Source organism: Arthrobacter sp. BB-1 (genome assembly GCF_006151685.1).
In the GTDB taxonomy this organism is placed as follows: Bacteria; Actinomycetota; Actinomycetes; order Actinomycetales; family Micrococcaceae; genus Arthrobacter.
Window position 1 is genome coordinate 242620 of the sequence record NZ_VDEV01000005.1, and the last position, 17035, is coordinate 259654.

A 17035-nucleotide genomic window follows, 5' to 3' on the forward strand; every position below is an offset into this window, starting at 1 on the left:
TTGCAGCACTCCAGCGACTTCGGTTCCGGGCGGGACGCCGGCGTCTCCAACGCCGGGTTCAAGCCTTTCCTGCGGCCGGGAGGTCCTTGGTGGCGGGACCTTCCAGGAGTTTCCCGTCGCTGCCGAAACGGGAGCCGTGCAGCGGGCAGTCCCACGTCAGCTCGCTGTCATTCCAGTGCAGGATGCCGCCGAGGTGGGTGCACACGGCGGACAGTCTGCACGTGGTGCCGGCGACGGTGGACACGGCCACGGGCTTGGGTCCCTCCCGGTAGACCTTCCCCTCGCCTTCGGCCGGAACAACAGGGGCGTGCTCAGCGGCCTGGTCCTTCGTGTCCTTCCGCAGGCCCTGGGCCGCCACCTGCCCCCAGCCGGAGGCCAGCTTGGCTGCCACTCCAGCATTAAGCGCGACGGCGGAGAGGGCGCCGGAGGGTGCGGTGACGCGGTGGTGGATGGTGTCAGCCCACGGCACGTTCCCGCCCAGGATGTCAGCGGAAATGCCGACGGCGGCGGCCACCGCGTTGGTCATGCCCCACTTGTTGTAGCCGGTGCCGAAGTAGATGTGGCCTTTGCCGCGGGGGAACTTGCCGAAGAAGGGCATGAGGTTGGTCGGCAGGTAATCCTGCGCCGACCAGGTGTGGGTGGCCACCGCACCGGGATAGTGCTGCACGGCCCAGTCAAGGAGGCTGCCAAGGTGGTGTTTCTCGGACCGCGCCCGGCCAACGTGGTGTCCGTGCCCGCCCACAAGGAGCAGCCGGCGGCCGTCCATCTCATAGTCCCGCAGGGAATGGGTGGGTTGTTCCACCGAGAGGTACATTCCCGGCGGAGGCGCCTGGTCCTCCTGCAGCTGCAGCGCCGCGGCGTAGGAACGGCTGGGCGTGAGCTTGGCGAAGTACAGGCCGCGGTCCAGCACCGGGATGCCGGTGGCCAGCACAACCTCGTTGGCCGTGACGCTGCCCTGTGCTGTGTGGACAGTTGCGGGCCCGGAGCCCGTGACGTCCTGCAGCCGCACGCCGCCCACGATCGACCCTCCCCGGCCGCGAATATCGGACACCAGCGTGTCCAGCACCAACATCGGGTTGATCTGGGCCTGGTCTGCCAGGCGCACGGCGCCGTGGACGGCGAACGGCAGGCCGGCGTCGCGCACGTATTCCATGTCCAGCCCGGCGGTGGTGCCCGCACTCACCTCTTCACGGAGCTTGTCCGTGCCCTGGGGCGATGCGGCGTAGGTGTAGGCATCCCTGCGCTCGTACGGCACCCCGTTCTCGTCGAGGTAGCGCAGCAGCCAGGCCTGGCCCTCCCGGTTGCCGTCGACATATGCCTGCACCTGCTTCTGCGAGTACTGGCGGGCGAGCTGCGACAGGAAAGTCCCCTGGAGCAGGGACACCTTGGCCGTGGTGTTTCCTGTGGTCACGGCACCGGGGTACCTGGCTTCCAGGACAAGCACCTTCTGCCCTGAGCGGGCCAGCAGGAGCGCCGTGACGAGGCCTGTGAGCCCGGCTCCCGCCACCACCGTGTCATAGCTGCTTCCGGGCTCGAACGGGTCTGTTGCGAAGGTGTCCGCCCGATCCAACCAAATCGACGTCATGCCTGCTCAGCCTGCCTTTTCTCCAGGCCCTGGTCGGGCCATTTGTGATGGGTCTGTTATGAATCCCCAGCTATCCGCGGCGTATTTGCTAAGTATACTTACGATGTCGGGGTTTAAGTCTATGGTCAGGTGGCAGCCCGGCAGCCACGGTGTGAACACAACGGCAAACAGGAGAGATCATGACAAGCATGAGTTCCGACGGTCGCACAGTAGGCCGAACCAACATTCAAAAGGCCGCCCTTGCAGTGGGTGCAGTCTTCCTCTTGGTGGGCCTCCTGGGATTCATCCCCGGCATCACCACCAACTACCAGGCACTGGGCTTCGCAGGACATGGCTCGGAGGCGATGCTGCTGGGCATCTTCCAGGTGTCGGTGCTCCATAACATCGTCCACCTGCTCTTCGGCGCGGCCGGCATCGCCATGGCCCGCAGTGCCGCGCAGTCCAGGAATTACCTGGTGGGAGGCGGCGCCATCTACCTGGTCCTCTGGATCTACGGCCTGCTGATCGGCAAGGACACCGCAGCGAACTTCGTCCCCGTGAACGTCGCGGACGACTGGCTGCACTTCGTCCTTGGCGTCGCCATGATTGGCCTGGGATTCGCCCTGTCGCGGGGTACCGCCCGCGCGGGACGCACCACCACAGCCCACTAGGCAAGCACCACAGCACAAAAAACTGCAGGCGGCCCGGCACGTGCCGGACCGCCTGCAGTTTTCTATGTGGACTTCGACGGGAAAGGCTTTAGGCCGGCTGGAACGGCCCAATTGTCAGCAGCGTGATCCCGGCATTGCTGCAGGCCCGTGTGGGCTGGGCCAGGAACAGGGATTCGGTGTCCTCGGGCGGGTAGATGCGGTACCCGGCCGCATCCACCATGGCGCAGTCAGAATAGTTTCCGGCCTGTGTGTAGCGCAGCACGGCGGAACCGGTCTGGCCGGGGGCCAGGAGGACGTCGGCCGGGGCCGTGCTTTCATCCCGGGTTGCGGGCGCTCCGATAGGGGCGCCGGCGCCGTCCGCCGCCAGGGAAACGCCGGCAAACCCTTGGAGGATGCACGGTTCTGAGCCGGTGTTGGTGAGGTTGAGCTTCATGTAGACGCTGCCGGCCGCCCCGCCCCCTGACGCATCGGTGGCAGCCGTAAGCCCTGCCGCCTTGCAGCGGGCCGGTGCCCCCGGCGCCGGGGTGTCGCTGCCGGGTGTTCCGGCGGACGACGGCGGTGCAGGCGTGGTGGGAGCGGCGGACGTTGCGTCCGGGCTGGCTGAGTTGGTGGCTGGGCCGGTGCCTCCTGACGGAGTAGTCTGCGCTTGTGATTGGCCTGGACTGCAGGCGCTGAGCATCAATGCTGCTGCCGCGGCAGCCGTGGACATGACCAACCCCTGGAAAATTCGCTGAGACCTCATGGCACCACCTTCGCCGCACCAGGTGTCCGCGTCAACGACGCCACGAGGCCGCAGGGCATTTTGATGCCCGGATCGTGATGATCCGGGCATCAAAGCGTCCCGTGGCGGCTACCGGGCCGGGGAGGCCGGCGCGTTGGTACGCCGTGCGGCGCTCCGGACGAACGCCGTGCCGCCCAGCACCAGCCCGCCGACCCCGGCCGCCAGCCCCGCCCAGCTGCGTGCGTCCGCCCCGCCGTCGGTTATTGCTGCGGTGTCCGTCCCGTGGCCGCCGCCCGCTGCCTCGGTGACAGTGACCGACGGCGCGGGAGCCTTCAGGGAGTGGGGGTCCTGGCCGTCCTTTGCGATCTCTGACCAGTCGGTCTGCCCCGTTTCGCAGGTCTGGAGGGTGGGGAAATACAGTGTTGTCCCCGCCGCATCCGGGAGTTTCACTGAGAGGACCAGGGTGTCCCTGAGCTGGTGTTCCAGGGGTGCCTTGGCTGTGTAGACCACCTGGCTGGTCCGCTTGGTGATGGAGGTGCCGTCGGCGAGTTTCCTGGGTTCGGCGAGCTGCTCGGTCACCTTCTCCACCGTCCAGTTGGGGTTGACCGTGGGCTGGGCATCGTTGAGTTCCGCCGGGAGGGTGATGGCCACCTTGGTGGTGCCCGACTCGTCGCAGCCGTGGGGGACCGCGAAGGTGAGCAGGGCATAGGAGTTGGCCGAGGTTTTGTCCGGCGTTACACCGACATGCGCGGCGGCACCGCCGGCGGCTGCCAGCAGGAGCGCGGCCGCACCGCCGGTTGCGGCGGAAGTTTTCAGGGCACGGCGAAGGAATGGGGTGTTCATGGTTGCCTTTCTGGCGCACGCCGGAACAGCCGGGGTGCGTAAGTTTTTTGGGTCCAGCGCCGGCAGGATCCGGCGGGGTCAGGAGGAAAGCGCGACGGCGGACGGCGGGCCGCGCCGGCTGTCCTGCCGGAGGTTGCGCCAGGGACGCAGCGGCACTGCGGAAGGTGCGAAAGGAACCAAAGGCGCGGCGCCGCCGTCGTACGCTGCCGGCCGGGGGAGCGCCACCAGGGGCCGAAGCCAGGCAGCAAGCGCCCACAGCGCGTCCTCGCCCTTGGCGAGGAGGAGCGCGGACCCCAGCGTCGCCAGGATGTGGGCCGCAAGCATCAGGGGCCCGGACGTTGCCCCCGTCCCGTAGATCTCCGTCCCGTAGATCCCGGTCCCGTAGAGATGGTCCAGCACCGCCGGCAGCCCGGCGGCGCCGGACAGGTGGCTGGCATGGGGCGTGGCGGTGCCGGATCCGGCGGCGGCCGCGGGGACGCCGGCGGCAGCAAAGACCTCATGGAGCAACAGTTGCCCGCCTGCCAGGAGGGCCGCCGCGGCGGGGAACCGCAGCCGCAGGCGGGTCGCGGTGGTGCTGCCCAGTGCAGTCAATGCCAGCACCGCCAGCATGACGGTGGGCGCCGGCAGCGCGCCGCCGCCAGCCAGGTGTGCCCCGGCGGCCAGGGTCAGGATGGCCGTGGCCACCGCCGAGGCGCGGAGAAAGTGGAAGGGGATACGGGGACGGCGTGCATGCACGGACGGTCCCCCTCCCGGTCTGAAGTCAGTCGTACAGATTCTATCCGCGGCCTGCCCGTGCCTGTGGCGGCAGGGGGAGCCGAGCCCTGCCCCGCGGTATGTACCGCCTCTTCAGGGCCGGGTTAGACTGCCTGCGTAACTGTCGGCGATGTTGAGGAGAAGCTTATGGACTACACCGGAAGCCAGTCAGAGAAGGTTGTTCCCGCAGGTGAACTTGGCCGCAGCAACATCGGCCAAACCATCAGCTTCCAGCCCAATGAGTTCACCATCGTGTTTGGGAAGCTCGCCGGAATCGCCCGCACGGAGGCGATGGTCTACCTGTCCCTGAAGGGCGTTGGAAACGGCACGCACCTGAAGGATGAATACGACCTGCCGCTTAGCCACGACGTCTACGTTCCGGTGGACGTCATCACCAACGCTGAATCCACCATCAAGGACCTCTTCGGCAAGGTGCAGGAAAACCTGCGCGGAGCGGGCCACAAGGGCGAGGACAGGACGGACCGCCTCTAGCGGGAACACGCGTCGATTGCTCCGTACCTGCCGTTTAGGTCCTTGAAAACGGCAGATACGGAGCAGTCGACGGGGCGGCCGCCCCGATCAAGCCCGTGCAGGCCCCGTGGATGCCCGCACCGTAAGGTGCGTGGGCATCACGGCAAGCTGCCGGCTGGAGCGGCCGGGAACGGGATTGAGCTGGGAAAGCAGCATGGATACCGCCACGCGGCCGGCCTGCTCGATGGGACTGGCGATGGTGGTCAGCGGGGGGTTGCAGAAGTCCGCTCCGAAGATGTCATCCGATCCGACGATGCTGATGTCCTCCGGTACGCGGATTCCGCGCTCACGAAGCCGCTGGAGCATTCCGATTGCCAGGAGGTCATTGAACACGATGCACGCCGTGGCGCCGGTGCGTACCGCCGCGTCTGCCGCAGCTGCACCGGAGGTGGTTTTGGGCGTGAAGGGACCGATGCGGTGGGTCTCCATTCCGCGTTTGGATGATTCCTCCTCGAAGACCTTCCACCGCGCCCGGTTGGACCAGGATGTGGGCGGGCCGCTGACGTAGCAGATGCGGTGGTGGCCCAGCGACGCAAGGTGCTCCAGGGCCTGGATGATCGCGGAGGGCGTGTCGATGACCACCGTGGGAGCGCTGGTGGACGCCCGGTTGATCGTCACCAGCGGCTGGGTCTCGGACACCTCGGCCAGTTGCGCATCGGTCAAACGCGAGGCCGCAAGGATGAAGCCGTCGGCAGACCGCCTCATCTTGTGAAGCGCTTCAAGCTCCATTTCGTTGGATTCCTCGGTATCCACCAGGAGCTGCGTATACCCCGCCGCCTTGAGCTGGTGTTGGGTGCCGCGGATGATGTCGAAGTAGAACGGGTTCGTAATGTCCGGCACGAGGACGGCGACGGCGTTGGTGCGCCCCGAGCTCAGCCCCTGCGCCTGCGAGCTGGGCACGTAGTTCAGCTGCGCCGCCGCCGCCTCAATGCGTTCCCTGGTGTGGCGGTTGACCCGGTCGGGCTTGGAGAGCGCCCGCGAAACCGTTGATGTGGCCACTCCCGCGAGTTGGGCGACGTCCCGGATTGTTGGAAGTTTTTCCGCGGCCGCGCGTCCTTCCCCCGCCCCTTCGGTGCGTGATCCCGTCGTTTCCGCAGTCATTGGCCCAGTCCTTTCGTGCCGAGAAAGTACCCGGTCCTTCATCCACGGTGGAATCGCGGTAACTCAATGGAAACATCTTTTGGCAACTTTTGGCAACCGCTTGCCGCACGAGTTGCCAGCTCCCTAGACTGAGTTCCGAATCGCCTGCAGTGATGCGCGCCACTAGACGTTGTGGCCATGTGGGTGTCCAAGAGGAGAAAACAATGAGGTTTAAATCGTCTTCCGGGCTCGCGGCAATCGTTACGGCTGCGGCATTGGCATTAACCGGCTGCGGCGGCGGCTCCGGCACTACTGACTCTTCAACAAACGCTGACGGAAAGGTGGACGGAACGGGCAAGACCCTCAACGTCCTCGTCGGTGTATTGAGCCAATACCCGGAACAGCAGAAGCAGTGGCAAAGCGACATCGCCGCCAAGTTCAAGGCCGAAACCGGTGCCGAGGTGAAATTCGAGACCTTTGCCTCGGCCAACGATGAGCTCACCCGCATCCAGACGTCGGTTGTCTCAGGCCAGGGCCCCGACATCTACGGCCTGGGCACCACCTTCACGCCGACTGCCTACGCCACAAAGGCATTTGTAACCCTGTCCGACGACGACTGGAAGAAGGTGGGCGGCAAGGACCGGTTCAACAAGGCTGCGCTGGGGATCTCCGGCCCGGACGAGCAGAACCAGGCCGGCATTCCGTTCGTCAGCCGTCCGTTCGTGATGGCGTACAACAAGGAACTGCTGGCTGCCGCCGGAATTGAAAAGCCCGCCACCAGTTGGGATGAGCTCGCGGAGCAGGCGAAGAAGATGACCAAGGACGGCGTCTACGGCCTGGCCACCGGATACAAGGACAACTTCGACCCTTGGAAGTTCATCTGGGCGATGGCCGTCCAGGCGGGCAACCCGATCGTGGACGGCAACAAGCTCAAGCTTGATGACCCCACCGTCAAGAAGGCCTACGAAACCTACTTCGGCTGGTTGACGGAGGACAAGATCGTTGACCCGGCCTCCGTGGGTTGGAACAACAGCAACGCCGTTGCGGCCTTTGCCAGCGGCAAGGCCGGCTACCTGATGATGACCACCTCAAGCTCCCTGCCAACCCTTGAGAAATCAGCCGTCGCGGGCAAGTACGAGTACGCGCTGATGCCTACCACCCCTCCGGGCGAGTCCAGCTCCAAGAATGAGGACGCAGCAAGCATCCTGTCCGGCGACAACCTGGTGGTAGCGGACTACTCGAAGGAGAAAGACCTGGCCTTCGCGTACATCAAGCTCATCACCTCCAAAGAGGAGCAGCTGAACTACCAGAAGATCTTCGGTGACCTGCCGGCCAACGCGGAGGCCCTGAAGGAGCTGGGCGGAAACCCGAAGCTCAAGCCCATCACCGACGCTGCCGCGAAGTCCAAGGCAACGCCCTTCACGGGAGCCTGGGGAGACATCCAGCTTGGCCTGTTGAACGTCACGGTCCAGTCCGTCCCGGACCTTGCCGCCGGCAAGGTGGACAGTGCAGCCCTCGAAGCACGCATCAAGGATTCGCAGAGCAAGGGCCAGGCTTCCCTGGACCGGGCCTCCAAGGGATAAGTTCTGATGTCAACCGACGCTTCCAATGAAGTCCGGCTTGCGGCGGAGTCCGCCGCAAGCCGGGCGGCACACTCCACCGCTGACGTAGCCGGCCACGAGCCGGGCGGGCAGAAAATCCCGCGACGCAAAGGCCTCAGCGAACGCAACCGACCCCTGTGGATGCTGATCCCGGGCGGAGCGCTGATGATCATCATCATCGTCCTGCCGCTGTTGCTGGGCATCTACATGTCCACCCTCAACCTGGACCAGTACACCCTCCGCAAGTGGGTCAGCTCGCCCTTCATCGGCGTCGAAAACTTCGTCGAAGCCCTGACCTCCTCACCCCTCCTCCACGCCACCTGGCTCAGCGTCAGCTACTCCCTGCTGGCAATGGTGGTGACCCTGCCGCTGGGCATAGCTGCCGCCGTCGCTACGCAGAACGCGTTCAAGGGACGGGCCGTGATCCGGTCCATCTTCCTGATCCCCTACGTGCTCCCGTCGTTCGTGGTGGCGACCATCTGGCGCACCATGTTCCAGCCGGACGGCATCGTGGACAAGGCCCTGGGGACCGTCGGCATCGAGGCTGGCCTCTGGCTGAACGGACCGCAGACCTTCTGGACGCTGGTGCTGGTCCAGATCTGGGCTTCCTGGCCTTTCATCTACCTGCTCGCACTGTCCGGGCTGCAGTCCGTTGACCATGAGGTCCACGAGGCATCAGCGCTGGACGGCGCACTGTGGTGGAACAAGTTGCGCTACGTGATCTTCCCCTACCTGAAGGGACCGCTCGCGCTCGCGTTCCTGATCGGCATGCTGCACCACATCAACAACTTCACGCTTCCCTACGTCCTGTTTGGAGTTCCGGCCCCTGCAGACGTGGAAGTCCTGCCGATCCTTACGTACGTCACCAGCTTCCAAAGCTTCCGTTTCGGGCTGAGCGCTGCCATGGCCTTCGTTTCCCTGGTCCTGATCGCCATTCCGCTGTTTGTCTACCTGCGCGCCGTCAAGCTCGACGACGCCGAGTCACCTGGAGCCAAGAAATGAGCACCTCCACTGCCACCCGGCGGAGTACGGCAACCGCGGACATGCCGCGTCCGGGATCCAAGCGCCAGCACGAAGTCCTGCGGCTGCTCCCGGGGCCTTTGCTCGCGATCATCCTGGTGTTCCTCGGGGCCCTGGTCCTGATTCCCGTGTTCTACATCTTCCTGGCGTCCGTGAACTCGGACATCGGTGTGGCCAACGGCGAATTCTGGCCTTCGAGCTTCACCCTTGAGAACTACTCGAAGATCTGGACCAGCGTCGGACTGGCCACGGGACTTGCCAACAGCGTCCTGGTGGCGGGTGCAACGGCAGTTGTGTCCGCAGCGTTGTCCGTCTCAACAGCGTTCGTCCTGGTCCGCTACAGCTTCCGGGGCCGCCTCACCATCCTGCGCGGCCTCCTTGCACTGCAGTCAGTGCCGGGGACCCTGATGGTGCTGCCGGTGTTCGTCCTGTTCTCCTCGGCCTCCACCTACCTGGGCATCCAGGTCATCGGAACCCAATGGGGACTCTTTGTCACCTACCTGACGTTCGCCATGCCGTTCTCCACCTGGGTCATGGTCACCTACCTGCGCGGGCTTCCCAAGGAACTCGAGGAAGCGGCAAGGATCGATGGCGCAAGCAACCTGGGCGTGCTGTTCAGGATCATCCTTCCCCTGAGCTGGCCCGGCATCGTGGTCTCCGGCATCTTCGCTTTCCTGCTGGGATGGAATGACGTCCTGTTTGCTTCCGTCATGACCCGACCGGAAAGCCAGACCGCGGCAGTGGCACTGCAGATCTTCGGTGCTTCCCAGGAAGGCGGCGCCATTCCGTTCTACGGCCAGATGATGGCAGCGGCCCTGGTATGTGCCGCCCCCGTAGTCATTCTTTACCTGATTTTCCAGCGTTATCTAGTGGGCGGACTCACCGCCGGAGGAGTTAAGTAACCATGGTTCCAGCCACCCAGGTCTCGTGGGCCCTGTCCGGATTCGGAGACGAAATCGACGACGACCCCGCCGTGCAGATCGCGGTGCTGCAGGCACTCGGTGCCAATCACATCGAGGTGCGCAGCGCGTGGGGCACCAACATCGTGGACCTGTCCGATGACCAGCTCGCGGCACTCGCCGGGCTGCTCAAGGACAAGGGCATGCAGGTTTCCGCGATTGCCTCTCCGATCGGCAAGGTGGACGTCAGCCTCCCCGTGGAACACGAAGTGGAGCGCCTGCGGCGGGCAGCAAATGCTGCCAAGGTCCTGGGTGCAAAGTACATCCGGATCTTCTCCTTCTATTACGGCGAGTCCGTTCCGGTGGAGAGCATCCGTGACGCCGTCATCGAGCGGATGCGCGCGCTCGCCGCCGTCGCCGAAGAAGAGGGCGTGGTCCTGCTGCACGAAAATGAAAAAGACATCTTCGGGGACGTTCCGGACCGCGTGCTGGACATCATCGAAAGCGTAGGCTCGCCTGCGCTGAAAGTGGCGTGGGACGCGGCCAACTTCGTGCAGGTGGGCGTGAAGCCCTTTGACGAGGCCTACGCGAAGCTGCGCCCGCACCTGGAATACCTCCAGGTCAAGGATGCCCTGTTCTCCAACGGACATGTGGTCCCGGCAGGGGAGGGCGACGGCGACGTGCTGCGCACCGTCGAAGCGCTGAAGGCCGACGGCTTCACCGGCTTCGCTTCCCTGGAGCCGCATCTTGCCGGCGCCCACGGCCTCGGCGGTTTCTCCGGCCCCACAGCTTTCGGTATTGCTGCCCGGGCCTTTGCAAAAGTCACAGCGGAAGCAGGAGTGCAGACAGTATGAGTGAGACGTTGAAGGTTGCCATCACGGGTTGCGGCGTCATCGGCCGCACCCACGCGGTTGCCCTGCAGGAGTTCCCCGGGGCCAGCATTGTGGCGCTGGTGGACGCTATCCCGGACGCCGCTGTTGCCCTTGCCGACTTCATCGAAAAGAGCGGACGCCCCAGGCCCTCCGTGCACGCGTCCATCGCGGACGCCTTTGCCGCGACGGACATCGACCTGGTGGCGCTGGCCACCCCCAGCGGCCTGCACATCCAGCAGGGCCTGGAAGTCCTCGCGGCCGGCAAGCACGTTGTCATCGAAAAACCCCTTGACGTGGACCTGAGCCGCGCGCAGGAGATCGAGGCGGCAGCGAATGACGCCGCCCGCCGCGGGGTGGTCGCTTCGGTCATCAGCCAGCACCGCTTTGACCAGGCCAGCGTTGCGGTTGCGGACGCCGTGGCCAAAGGCCGGTTCGGCCGGCTGACCTCTGCCATAGCCTCTGTTGCCTGGTGGCGCGGGCAGGGCTATTACGATTCCGGTGACTGGCGGGGCACCTGGTCAATGGACGGCGGTGGCGCCTTGATGAACCAGGGCGTCCACACCGTTGACCTGCTGCTGTGGTTCATGGGCAGGCCCGTGGAAATCCACGCGCACACAGCCCGCCTGGCACACGAACGGATCGAGGTGGAGGACACCGCCGTCGCCACCGTGACCTTCGAAAACGGCGGCCTGGCAGTGCTGCACGCCACCACCGCCGCATACCCTGGCCTGACGGTACGGGTGCAGCTGATGGGCTCGGAAGGCTCCGCCGTGGTGGACAACGACCAACTGCACTACTTCCACGCCAAGGACGACGGCGGCCCTTCCGCGGACATGGGGCTGCAGGGCGGAGGCAACCAGGCGCAGGAAGAACTGGCCAAGTACCCGGCAGAGGACTACGAGGCCAAGGACCCCACGGTGTACCCCGCCGGACACATCCGCCAGTACCGCGACATCCTCGGGGCCATCACCGAAGGCCGCCGGCCCGGCGTCACCGTCAGCGATGCAGTCAACGCCCTGGCCACCGTGCGTGCCGTCTACGTGTCCGCCACGCTCAACCAGGCAGTCCTCTTCGATGACGTCCTGGCCGGCAAGTACAACGACCTTGAGGTCCGCACCGGCTCCACTGCGACAGAAAGCGCCTGAAGCAATGAAATTTTCAGTATTCACAGCGTCCACGCCCGACTGGACTCCCGAGGAAGCCGTAACCCACCTTTCGGGCCAAGGCTGGGACGGCATCGAGTGGCGGATCACGGACCAGGCCGAGGCGCCCGAACCCGGTTTCTGGGCCGGCAACAAAGCGACGATCCCCCTGACCGGCCTTGAGGACAACCTGGGGCGGGTTGCCACGATCACCCGCGACGCCGGCCTGGAGTTCTCCGGAGTAGGGGGCTACGCGCGGTGCGACAACCACGACGACGTCGAGCGCGTGCTGGCAGCTACGGCCGCCTTGGGCGCGGGCCAGGTCCGCGTCACCACACTTCCGCTGGGAACGGCGGAATGGGGCACTGAAGCGCCCAGCGGGATTCCTTATCCGGCCCTGTTCGAGGCGGCGCGCCGTGACTTCGAATGGGTGGCTGAACGGGCCGCCCACCACGGCGTCAAGGCACTCGTGGAGCTGCACCACCGCACCATCACGGCGTCGGCATCCTCGGCGCGGCGCCTGCTGGAGGGCCTGGACCCCCGGCACGTGGGGGTCATCCACGACCTCGGCAACCTGCTGATCGAGGGCCAGGAAGACTACCTTCCTGCCTTCGAACTGCTGGGGGAATACCTGGCACACATCCATGTCAAGAACGCCGTCTGGGTCCGCCAGGACACAACGGACGAATCCGGTGCAGCCGTGTTCCGCAACGAGTGGGCGCCGCTCCAGTCGGGACAGGGAAGCGTCCTCGAATACTTCAAGGCGCTGGCGGCCCATGGCTATGACGGTTGGGTGACGGTGGAAGACTTCTCCACGGAGCTGCCCCTTGCTGAGCGCACTGCCGGCAATCTTGACTACCTGCGGCGTACGGCGGCCATCGCCGGGCTCACTGCAGGGGCCGGGGCGCGCTGACGCCATGGCGCATTCAATAGCATCCCACCCCGACAGGCTCCTGCCCGCAGAACCCGGCGTGCGGGAGATTGCCCGTTCGCTCTACAACCTCGTTGCCGGCCTCCCGATCATCTCCCCGCATGGACACGTTGATGCCGGGGTCATCGAACAAAACCTGCCCTTTCCGGATCCCGCCGCGCTGCTGGTCACCCCGGACCACTACGTGACCCGCCTGGTCCACGCGGGCGGCGTCCCGATGGACCAGTTGGGCCTGGGCAGCTCCGCCGCGGACTCCCGGCAGGTCTGGCGCAACTTTTGTGCCGCATGGCCCGCCTTTGAGGGAACCGCTTCCGGATACTGGATCCGGCAGGAATTCGAGCACGTGTTCGGTGTGCACCAGGAGCCCACGGCCGAGAACGCCGACCGGATCTATGACGCGATCTCGGCCAAGCTTGCCGAACCCGGCTTCCGGCCCAGGCAGCTGTTCAAGGAATTCAACATCGAGGTGCTGGCCACCACCGATGATCCGCTGGACACGCTGGACAGCCACGCGGCCCTGGCCAAGGACCAGGCCTTCGCCGGGCGCGTCCTGCCCACCTTCCGGCCGGACCAGTACCTCAACATCGCCCATCCGGCCTGGCAGGACAATGTGGAGCGGCTCATTGCTGCCGGCGGGGGCGGTTCGGGGTATGCCGGCTACATCAGTGCGCTGGAGTCACGGCGCCGCCACTTTGTGGAGAACGGGGCCGTGTCCGCCGACCATGGCGTCCGCACACCGGCCACCCTGAAGCTGGAGCACGCCGACGCGGAACGGCTGTTCGAGCGTGCGCGGACGGGGAATGCGACGCCGGAGGACCGCGACGCTTTCGAAGCCCACATGATGTACCAGATGGCACGGATGTCCGTGGAGGACGGGTTGGTCATGACCATCCACCCAGGTTCGTACCGCAACCACCATGGCCCTACCTTCGAGGCATACGGCGCGGATACTGGCCACGACATTCCCTTCGCCGTGAACTACACCGAGGCCATCCGGCCCCTGCTGCAGGACTTCGGCACGGCCAAGGACTTCCACTTGGTGCTGTTCACCTTGGACGAGACGGTGTTCTCGCGGGAGCTGGCGCCGCTGGCGGGGTTCTACCCGTCCGTCTACATCGGTGCCCCGTGGTGGTTCCTCGACGCGCCGGATGCCATGCTGCGTTTCCGCGCAGCGGTGACGGAAACCGCCGGTTTCTCACGCTCCTCGGGATTCATCGATGACACACGGGCCTTCTGCTCCATCCCGGCGCGCCACGACACGTCACGCCGGATCGAGTCGGCTTTCCTGGCACGCCTGGTAGCCGAGCACCGCATCAGCGAAGAACGCGCCCGTGAACTGATCGTGGACATCGTGGATTCATCCCCGCGAAGGGTCTTCAAGCTGTGAGCGCTACAGAAGTTCCCGTGCTGAACCGGTCGCTGGTCAACGCTCCGAAGGCACCGGTCCGGATTGTCCACCTTGGACTCGGGGCGTTCCACCGCTCGCACCAGGCCTGGTACACCCAGCATGCCGGTGACGGGGCCGAGTGGGGTATCGCGGCGTTCACCGGACGGCGGCCTGATGCTGCCGTGGCGCTCGCAGCGCAGGACGGCTTGTTCACCCTGGTTGAGCGTGCCGACGGCGGGGACTCCTTTACGGTCGTCGGCAGCATCGTGGAGGCCGTGGACGGCGCCGACGTGCAGCGACTGGCGGATCTGGTGGCCGCCCCGGGTACCGCCGTCATCACGCTGACGATTACGGAAGCCGCCTACGGCATCGGGTCCGACGGCCAGCTGGACCGCACCGCGCCCGACGTGGCTGCCGACCTCGCCTTGCTCGCATCCGGCAAGGGACAACCGACGACGCCGCTGGGCCGCCTCGTGTTCGCCCTTGCCGCCCGCCGGGCTGCTTCTGCAGGACCGCTCGCCGTGGTCTGCTGCGACAACCTCGCCCACAACGGCAGCATCGCCCACCACGCCATCACGGGCATGGCCGAAGCCTGGGATGCGGACCTGGCCGGATGGATCGATGCCAACGTCAGCTTTGTCAGCACCTCGGTGGACCGCATAACACCACGCACCACGGAGGCTGACATCGCGGCCGTCCAGGCCGCCTGTGGCTACCGCGACACGTCGCCGGTGGTGGCGGAGCCCTTCGCCAACTGGGTGCTCAGCGGGGACTTTCCCGCCGGGCGTCCGCACTGGGAAGACGCCGGTGCCGTGTTCGTGGACCACATCGAACCCTATGAGAACCGCAAACTCTGGCTTTTGAATGGTGCCCACTCCCTGCTCGCGTATTCCGGCCAACTCCGCGGCCATACCACCGTGGCGGAGGCCCTGGCGGACCCGCGCTGCCTGCAGGCGGTGGAGGCCTTCTGGGACGAGGCCGAAACCAACCTGAGGGACATGGAGGGTGATGGAGTCGATCTCCAGATCCCGGCCTACCGCGCCGCCTTGCTGGCGCGGTTCCGGAACGCCCGGATTGCCCACCACTTGGCGCAGATCGCAATGGACGGCAGCACGAAGCTGCGGATGCGGGCCGTCCCCGTGATACTGGCGGAGCGTGCCGCCGGGCGGTCGGGCGCAGCCGCTGCGCTGATGATCGCTGCGTGGCTGGACTACACGGTTGGCGGCCCGGTTCAGGATCCGCTTGCCGGCGAGGTGGCAGCAGCGAACTCACTCACCGGCAGGGAGCGGATCCGTGCCCTCGTGGCCTTGGTGGACCCTGCCCTCGCCGGGGACGCCGCCGCAGTGGAGTTGATCGAAGGCCTGTGTGGGACTTTTCAACCGCGGGCTGCTGTCCCGCGGTAGCCGTGGACAAACACGTACTCCTGCCCGGGTCCCGGAACCATTCGGGACCCGGGCTGTTGTGTACTGATGAAGTTTCAAGTAAATTGGATGGCAACCGGTTGCCGTTTGTTGCCATCCGGTTCCACGTTTTTGCCGGTTCCACGGGGACGGCACCCGGGTAAAGGAGCCCACACCATGAAAAAGCTGAGCAAACTGAGCATCGTCGGCTATGGCGCCGGCGATGCCGCAAACAACCTCGCCTTCACCACGGCCACCATGTTCCTGCTGGTCTACTACACGGATGTTGCCGGGATTTCCGCGGCTGCGGCAGGCACCCTGCTCTTGGCCGTCCGGATCTTCGACGCCTTCGCCGACGTCTTCGCCGGCCGCGTTGTGGACCGCGCATTCAGCAAGCGGTTCGGCAAATTCCGGCCCTTCATCATGTTCGGTTCCATCCCGCTGCTCCTCTTGAGCGTGGCAACGTTCTCCGTGCCGCAGCTTGGCGAATCCGGCACCCTGCTCTACGCCTACGTCACCTACGCGGCCCTCGGCCTGGCGTACAGCCTCGTCAACATTCCTTACGGCTCCCTCGCCGGGGCCATGACCCAGGACCCGGGCGAGCGGGCCAAGCTCGGCTCCGCCCGCATGGTGGGTGCGCTCCTGGTCGGTTCCGCCCTCGGCATCTTCGTGGCGCCGCTGATCAAGCCGGGTGCTGACCTGCAGGGAACCTTCACCACCATCACCCTGGTCTTCGTGGTGATCGGCGCTGCCCTCTACTTCTTCACCGTGCTGACCGCCAAGGAACGCGTCCACCGCGCCGTTCCGAACGTCACCCTGAAGCAGAGCATGGACACGCTCAAGACCAACAAGCCCCTCCTGATGCTGTGCCTGAGCTCATTCTTCTTCCTCACCGGCTACCTGGCCCTCACCTCCGTGCAGCTGTACTACCTGCGTGACGTCCTGGGCCGGCTGGACCTTTACCCGGTCCTGTCCATCGCGCAGCTGGTCCTGACGTTCGCCCTGGCAGCCTTTATGCCGCGGCTGGTCCGCAGCATCGGCAAAAAGCGCGTCTACATCTACTCGTCACTGCTGACTGTCGTTGGCGGCACCATCATCTTCTTCACTCCTGCCAGCCAGGTCTGGATCGGCTTCAGCGGATTGCTGCTCAGCCTGGCGGGCGTCCTCGCCGTCAACATCGTGGTGTGGGCCCTGGAAGCCGACACGGTGGAATACGGCGAATGGAAGACCGGCGTCCGCACCGAAGGAATCACCTACGCGCTCTTCTCCTTCACCCGCAAGACCGGCCAGGCAGTGGGCGGCGCGCTCGCCGCGTACGCCTTGGCGCTTGGCGGGTACAAGTCCGGTGCCACGCAGACTGCCGACGCGGTCTTCGGGATCCAGGTGGCCGCAGGCGCCATGCCGGCCGTCCTCACCATCCTGGCCGTCCTGGTGATGTCCAAATACAAGCTCACGGACGCCCTGCACGCCCGGATCCTCACGGAAATACGCGCCCGCCGCACCAGCAGCGAGTCCGACGCCGGGTCAACCGGCAGTGCCGCCGGCAGCCCCGATGGCACCGACGGCGGTTACGCTGCCGCCGCCAAACCCCCGGCAGCCACCTTCAACTAACATTCCATT

Annotated in this window: 16 protein-coding genes; 11 read left to right on the forward strand and 5 right to left on the reverse strand. The window is 65.7% G+C overall.

The window, feature by feature from the left end:
* Positions 1-58: 58 nt before the first annotated feature.
* On the reverse strand, positions 59-1585 hold the full coding sequence (locus FHJ30_RS03930) for an FAD-dependent oxidoreductase (protein WP_139027943.1): 1527 nt from the start codon (positions 1583-1585) through the stop codon (positions 59-61).
* A 188-nt stretch (positions 1586-1773) separates the two neighbouring features.
* Between FHJ30_RS03930 and FHJ30_RS03935 the strand changes: the two genes are divergently transcribed.
* Entirely contained in the window at positions 1774-2235 is a 462-nt protein-coding gene (locus FHJ30_RS03935; protein WP_139027983.1) for a DUF4383 domain-containing protein, read from the forward strand.
* Positions 2236-2323: 88 nt separating this feature from the next.
* On the opposite strand, the gene FHJ30_RS03940 is transcribed toward FHJ30_RS03935, so the two are convergent.
* The 3 genes from FHJ30_RS03940 to FHJ30_RS03950 form a co-directional block, all read right to left on the reverse strand.
* Positions 2324-2977, reverse strand: coding sequence for a DUF4232 domain-containing protein (locus tag FHJ30_RS03940; RefSeq protein WP_240793572.1), 654 nt, complete (start codon positions 2975-2977; stop codon positions 2324-2326).
* Between the two features lie 108 nt (positions 2978-3085).
* Positions 3086-3799 (reverse strand): YcnI family protein, encoded by a 714-nt coding sequence (locus FHJ30_RS03945; RefSeq protein WP_139027945.1) that lies wholly within the window; start codon positions 3797-3799, stop codon positions 3086-3088.
* Positions 3800-3877: 78 nt separating this feature from the next.
* A complete protein-coding gene (locus FHJ30_RS03950; RefSeq protein ID WP_139027946.1) occupies positions 3878-4534 on the reverse strand; it encodes a hypothetical protein in 657 nt (218 codons plus the stop codon).
* Between the two features lie 165 nt (positions 4535-4699).
* On the opposite strand from FHJ30_RS03950, the gene FHJ30_RS03955 reads away from it, so the two are divergent.
* Positions 4700-5044: a hypothetical protein gene (locus tag FHJ30_RS03955; RefSeq protein ID WP_139027947.1), complete on the forward strand. Its 345-nt coding sequence runs from the start codon at positions 4700-4702 to the stop codon at positions 5042-5044.
* 87 nt (positions 5045-5131) lie between these two features.
* On the opposite strand, the gene FHJ30_RS03960 is transcribed toward FHJ30_RS03955, so the two are convergent.
* Positions 5132-6184, reverse strand: coding sequence for a LacI family DNA-binding transcriptional regulator (locus FHJ30_RS03960; RefSeq protein WP_139027948.1), 1053 nt, complete (start codon positions 6182-6184; stop codon positions 5132-5134).
* Between the two features lie 203 nt (positions 6185-6387).
* Here FHJ30_RS03960 and FHJ30_RS03965 point away from each other — a divergent pair, with 203 nt between their 5' ends.
* From FHJ30_RS03965 to uidB, 9 genes are all read left to right on the forward strand, one after another.
* Positions 6388-7746: an ABC transporter substrate-binding protein gene (locus FHJ30_RS03965; RefSeq protein WP_171058908.1), complete on the forward strand. Its 1359-nt coding sequence runs from the start codon at positions 6388-6390 to the stop codon at positions 7744-7746.
* A 6-nt stretch (positions 7747-7752) separates the two neighbouring features.
* Positions 7753-8766, forward strand: a complete 1014-nt coding sequence (locus tag FHJ30_RS03970) for a carbohydrate ABC transporter permease (RefSeq protein WP_139027949.1) — start codon at positions 7753-7755, stop codon at positions 8764-8766.
* Positions 8763-9686: a carbohydrate ABC transporter permease gene (locus FHJ30_RS03975; protein WP_139027950.1), complete on the forward strand. Its 924-nt coding sequence runs from the start codon at positions 8763-8765 to the stop codon at positions 9684-9686. The genes FHJ30_RS03970 and FHJ30_RS03975 overlap by 4 nt, the downstream gene beginning before the upstream one ends.
* A 2-nt stretch (positions 9687-9688) precedes the next feature.
* A complete protein-coding gene (locus FHJ30_RS03980) occupies positions 9689-10537 on the forward strand; it encodes a sugar phosphate isomerase/epimerase (protein ID WP_139027951.1) in 849 nt (282 codons plus the stop codon).
* Positions 10534-11700 (forward strand): Gfo/Idh/MocA family protein, encoded by a 1167-nt coding sequence (locus tag FHJ30_RS03985; protein ID WP_139027952.1) that lies wholly within the window; start codon positions 10534-10536, stop codon positions 11698-11700. The genes FHJ30_RS03980 and FHJ30_RS03985 overlap by 4 nt, the downstream gene beginning before the upstream one ends.
* Before the next feature lie 4 nt (positions 11701-11704).
* Positions 11705-12610, forward strand: a complete 906-nt coding sequence (locus FHJ30_RS03990; protein ID WP_139027953.1) for a sugar phosphate isomerase/epimerase — start codon at positions 11705-11707, stop codon at positions 12608-12610.
* Positions 12611-12614: 4 nt separating this feature from the next.
* The gene (gene uxaC / locus FHJ30_RS03995; RefSeq protein ID WP_139027954.1) at positions 12615-14015 is read left to right on the forward strand and encodes a glucuronate isomerase; all 1401 of its coding nucleotides are present in this window, start codon (positions 12615-12617) and stop codon (positions 14013-14015) included.
* Positions 14012-15418, forward strand: a complete 1407-nt coding sequence (locus FHJ30_RS04000) for a mannitol dehydrogenase family protein (protein WP_139027955.1) — start codon at positions 14012-14014, stop codon at positions 15416-15418. The genes uxaC and FHJ30_RS04000 overlap by 4 nt, the downstream gene beginning before the upstream one ends.
* Positions 15419-15592: 174 nt before the next feature.
* Positions 15593-17026: a glucuronide transporter gene (gene uidB / locus FHJ30_RS04005; protein ID WP_240793573.1), complete on the forward strand. Its 1434-nt coding sequence runs from the start codon at positions 15593-15595 to the stop codon at positions 17024-17026.
* Positions 17027-17035 lie beyond the last annotated feature (9 nt).

Excerpts from the sequence above, each read along its gene's own strand:
- FHJ30_RS03945 (WP_139027945.1), bottom strand. The coding sequence starts at position 3,799 with ATGAACACCCCATTCCTTCGCCGTGCCCTGAAAACTTCCGCCGCAACC.
- FHJ30_RS03990 (WP_139027953.1), top strand. The coding sequence starts at position 11,705 with ATGAAATTTTCAGTATTCACAGCGTCCACGCCCGACTGGACTCCCGAG.
- FHJ30_RS03975 (WP_139027950.1), top strand. The coding sequence starts at position 8,763 with ATGAGCACCTCCACTGCCACCCGGCGGAGTACGGCAACCGCGGACATG.
- FHJ30_RS03980 (WP_139027951.1), top strand. The coding sequence starts at position 9,689 with ATGGTTCCAGCCACCCAGGTCTCGTGGGCCCTGTCCGGATTCGGAGAC.
- FHJ30_RS03935 (WP_139027983.1), top strand. The coding sequence starts at position 1,774 with ATGAGTTCCGACGGTCGCACAGTAGGCCGAACCAACATTCAAAAGGCC.
- FHJ30_RS03930 (WP_139027943.1), bottom strand. The coding sequence starts at position 1,585 with ATGACGTCGATTTGGTTGGATCGGGCGGACACCTTCGCAACAGACCCG.
- FHJ30_RS03965 (WP_171058908.1), top strand. The coding sequence starts at position 6,388 with ATGAGGTTTAAATCGTCTTCCGGGCTCGCGGCAATCGTTACGGCTGCG.
- uidB (WP_240793573.1), top strand. The coding sequence starts at position 15,593 with ATGAAAAAGCTGAGCAAACTGAGCATCGTCGGCTATGGCGCCGGCGAT.
- FHJ30_RS03955 (WP_139027947.1), top strand. The coding sequence starts at position 4,700 with ATGGACTACACCGGAAGCCAGTCAGAGAAGGTTGTTCCCGCAGGTGAA.
- FHJ30_RS03985 (WP_139027952.1), top strand. The coding sequence starts at position 10,534 with ATGAGTGAGACGTTGAAGGTTGCCATCACGGGTTGCGGCGTCATCGGC.
- FHJ30_RS03940 (WP_240793572.1), bottom strand. The coding sequence starts at position 2,977 with ATGAGGTCTCAGCGAATTTTCCAGGGGTTGGTCATGTCCACGGCTGCC.
- FHJ30_RS03970 (WP_139027949.1), top strand. The coding sequence starts at position 7,753 with ATGTCAACCGACGCTTCCAATGAAGTCCGGCTTGCGGCGGAGTCCGCC.
- FHJ30_RS03960 (WP_139027948.1), bottom strand. The coding sequence starts at position 6,184 with ATGACTGCGGAAACGACGGGATCACGCACCGAAGGGGCGGGGGAAGGA.
- uxaC (WP_139027954.1), top strand. The coding sequence starts at position 12,615 with ATGGCGCATTCAATAGCATCCCACCCCGACAGGCTCCTGCCCGCAGAA.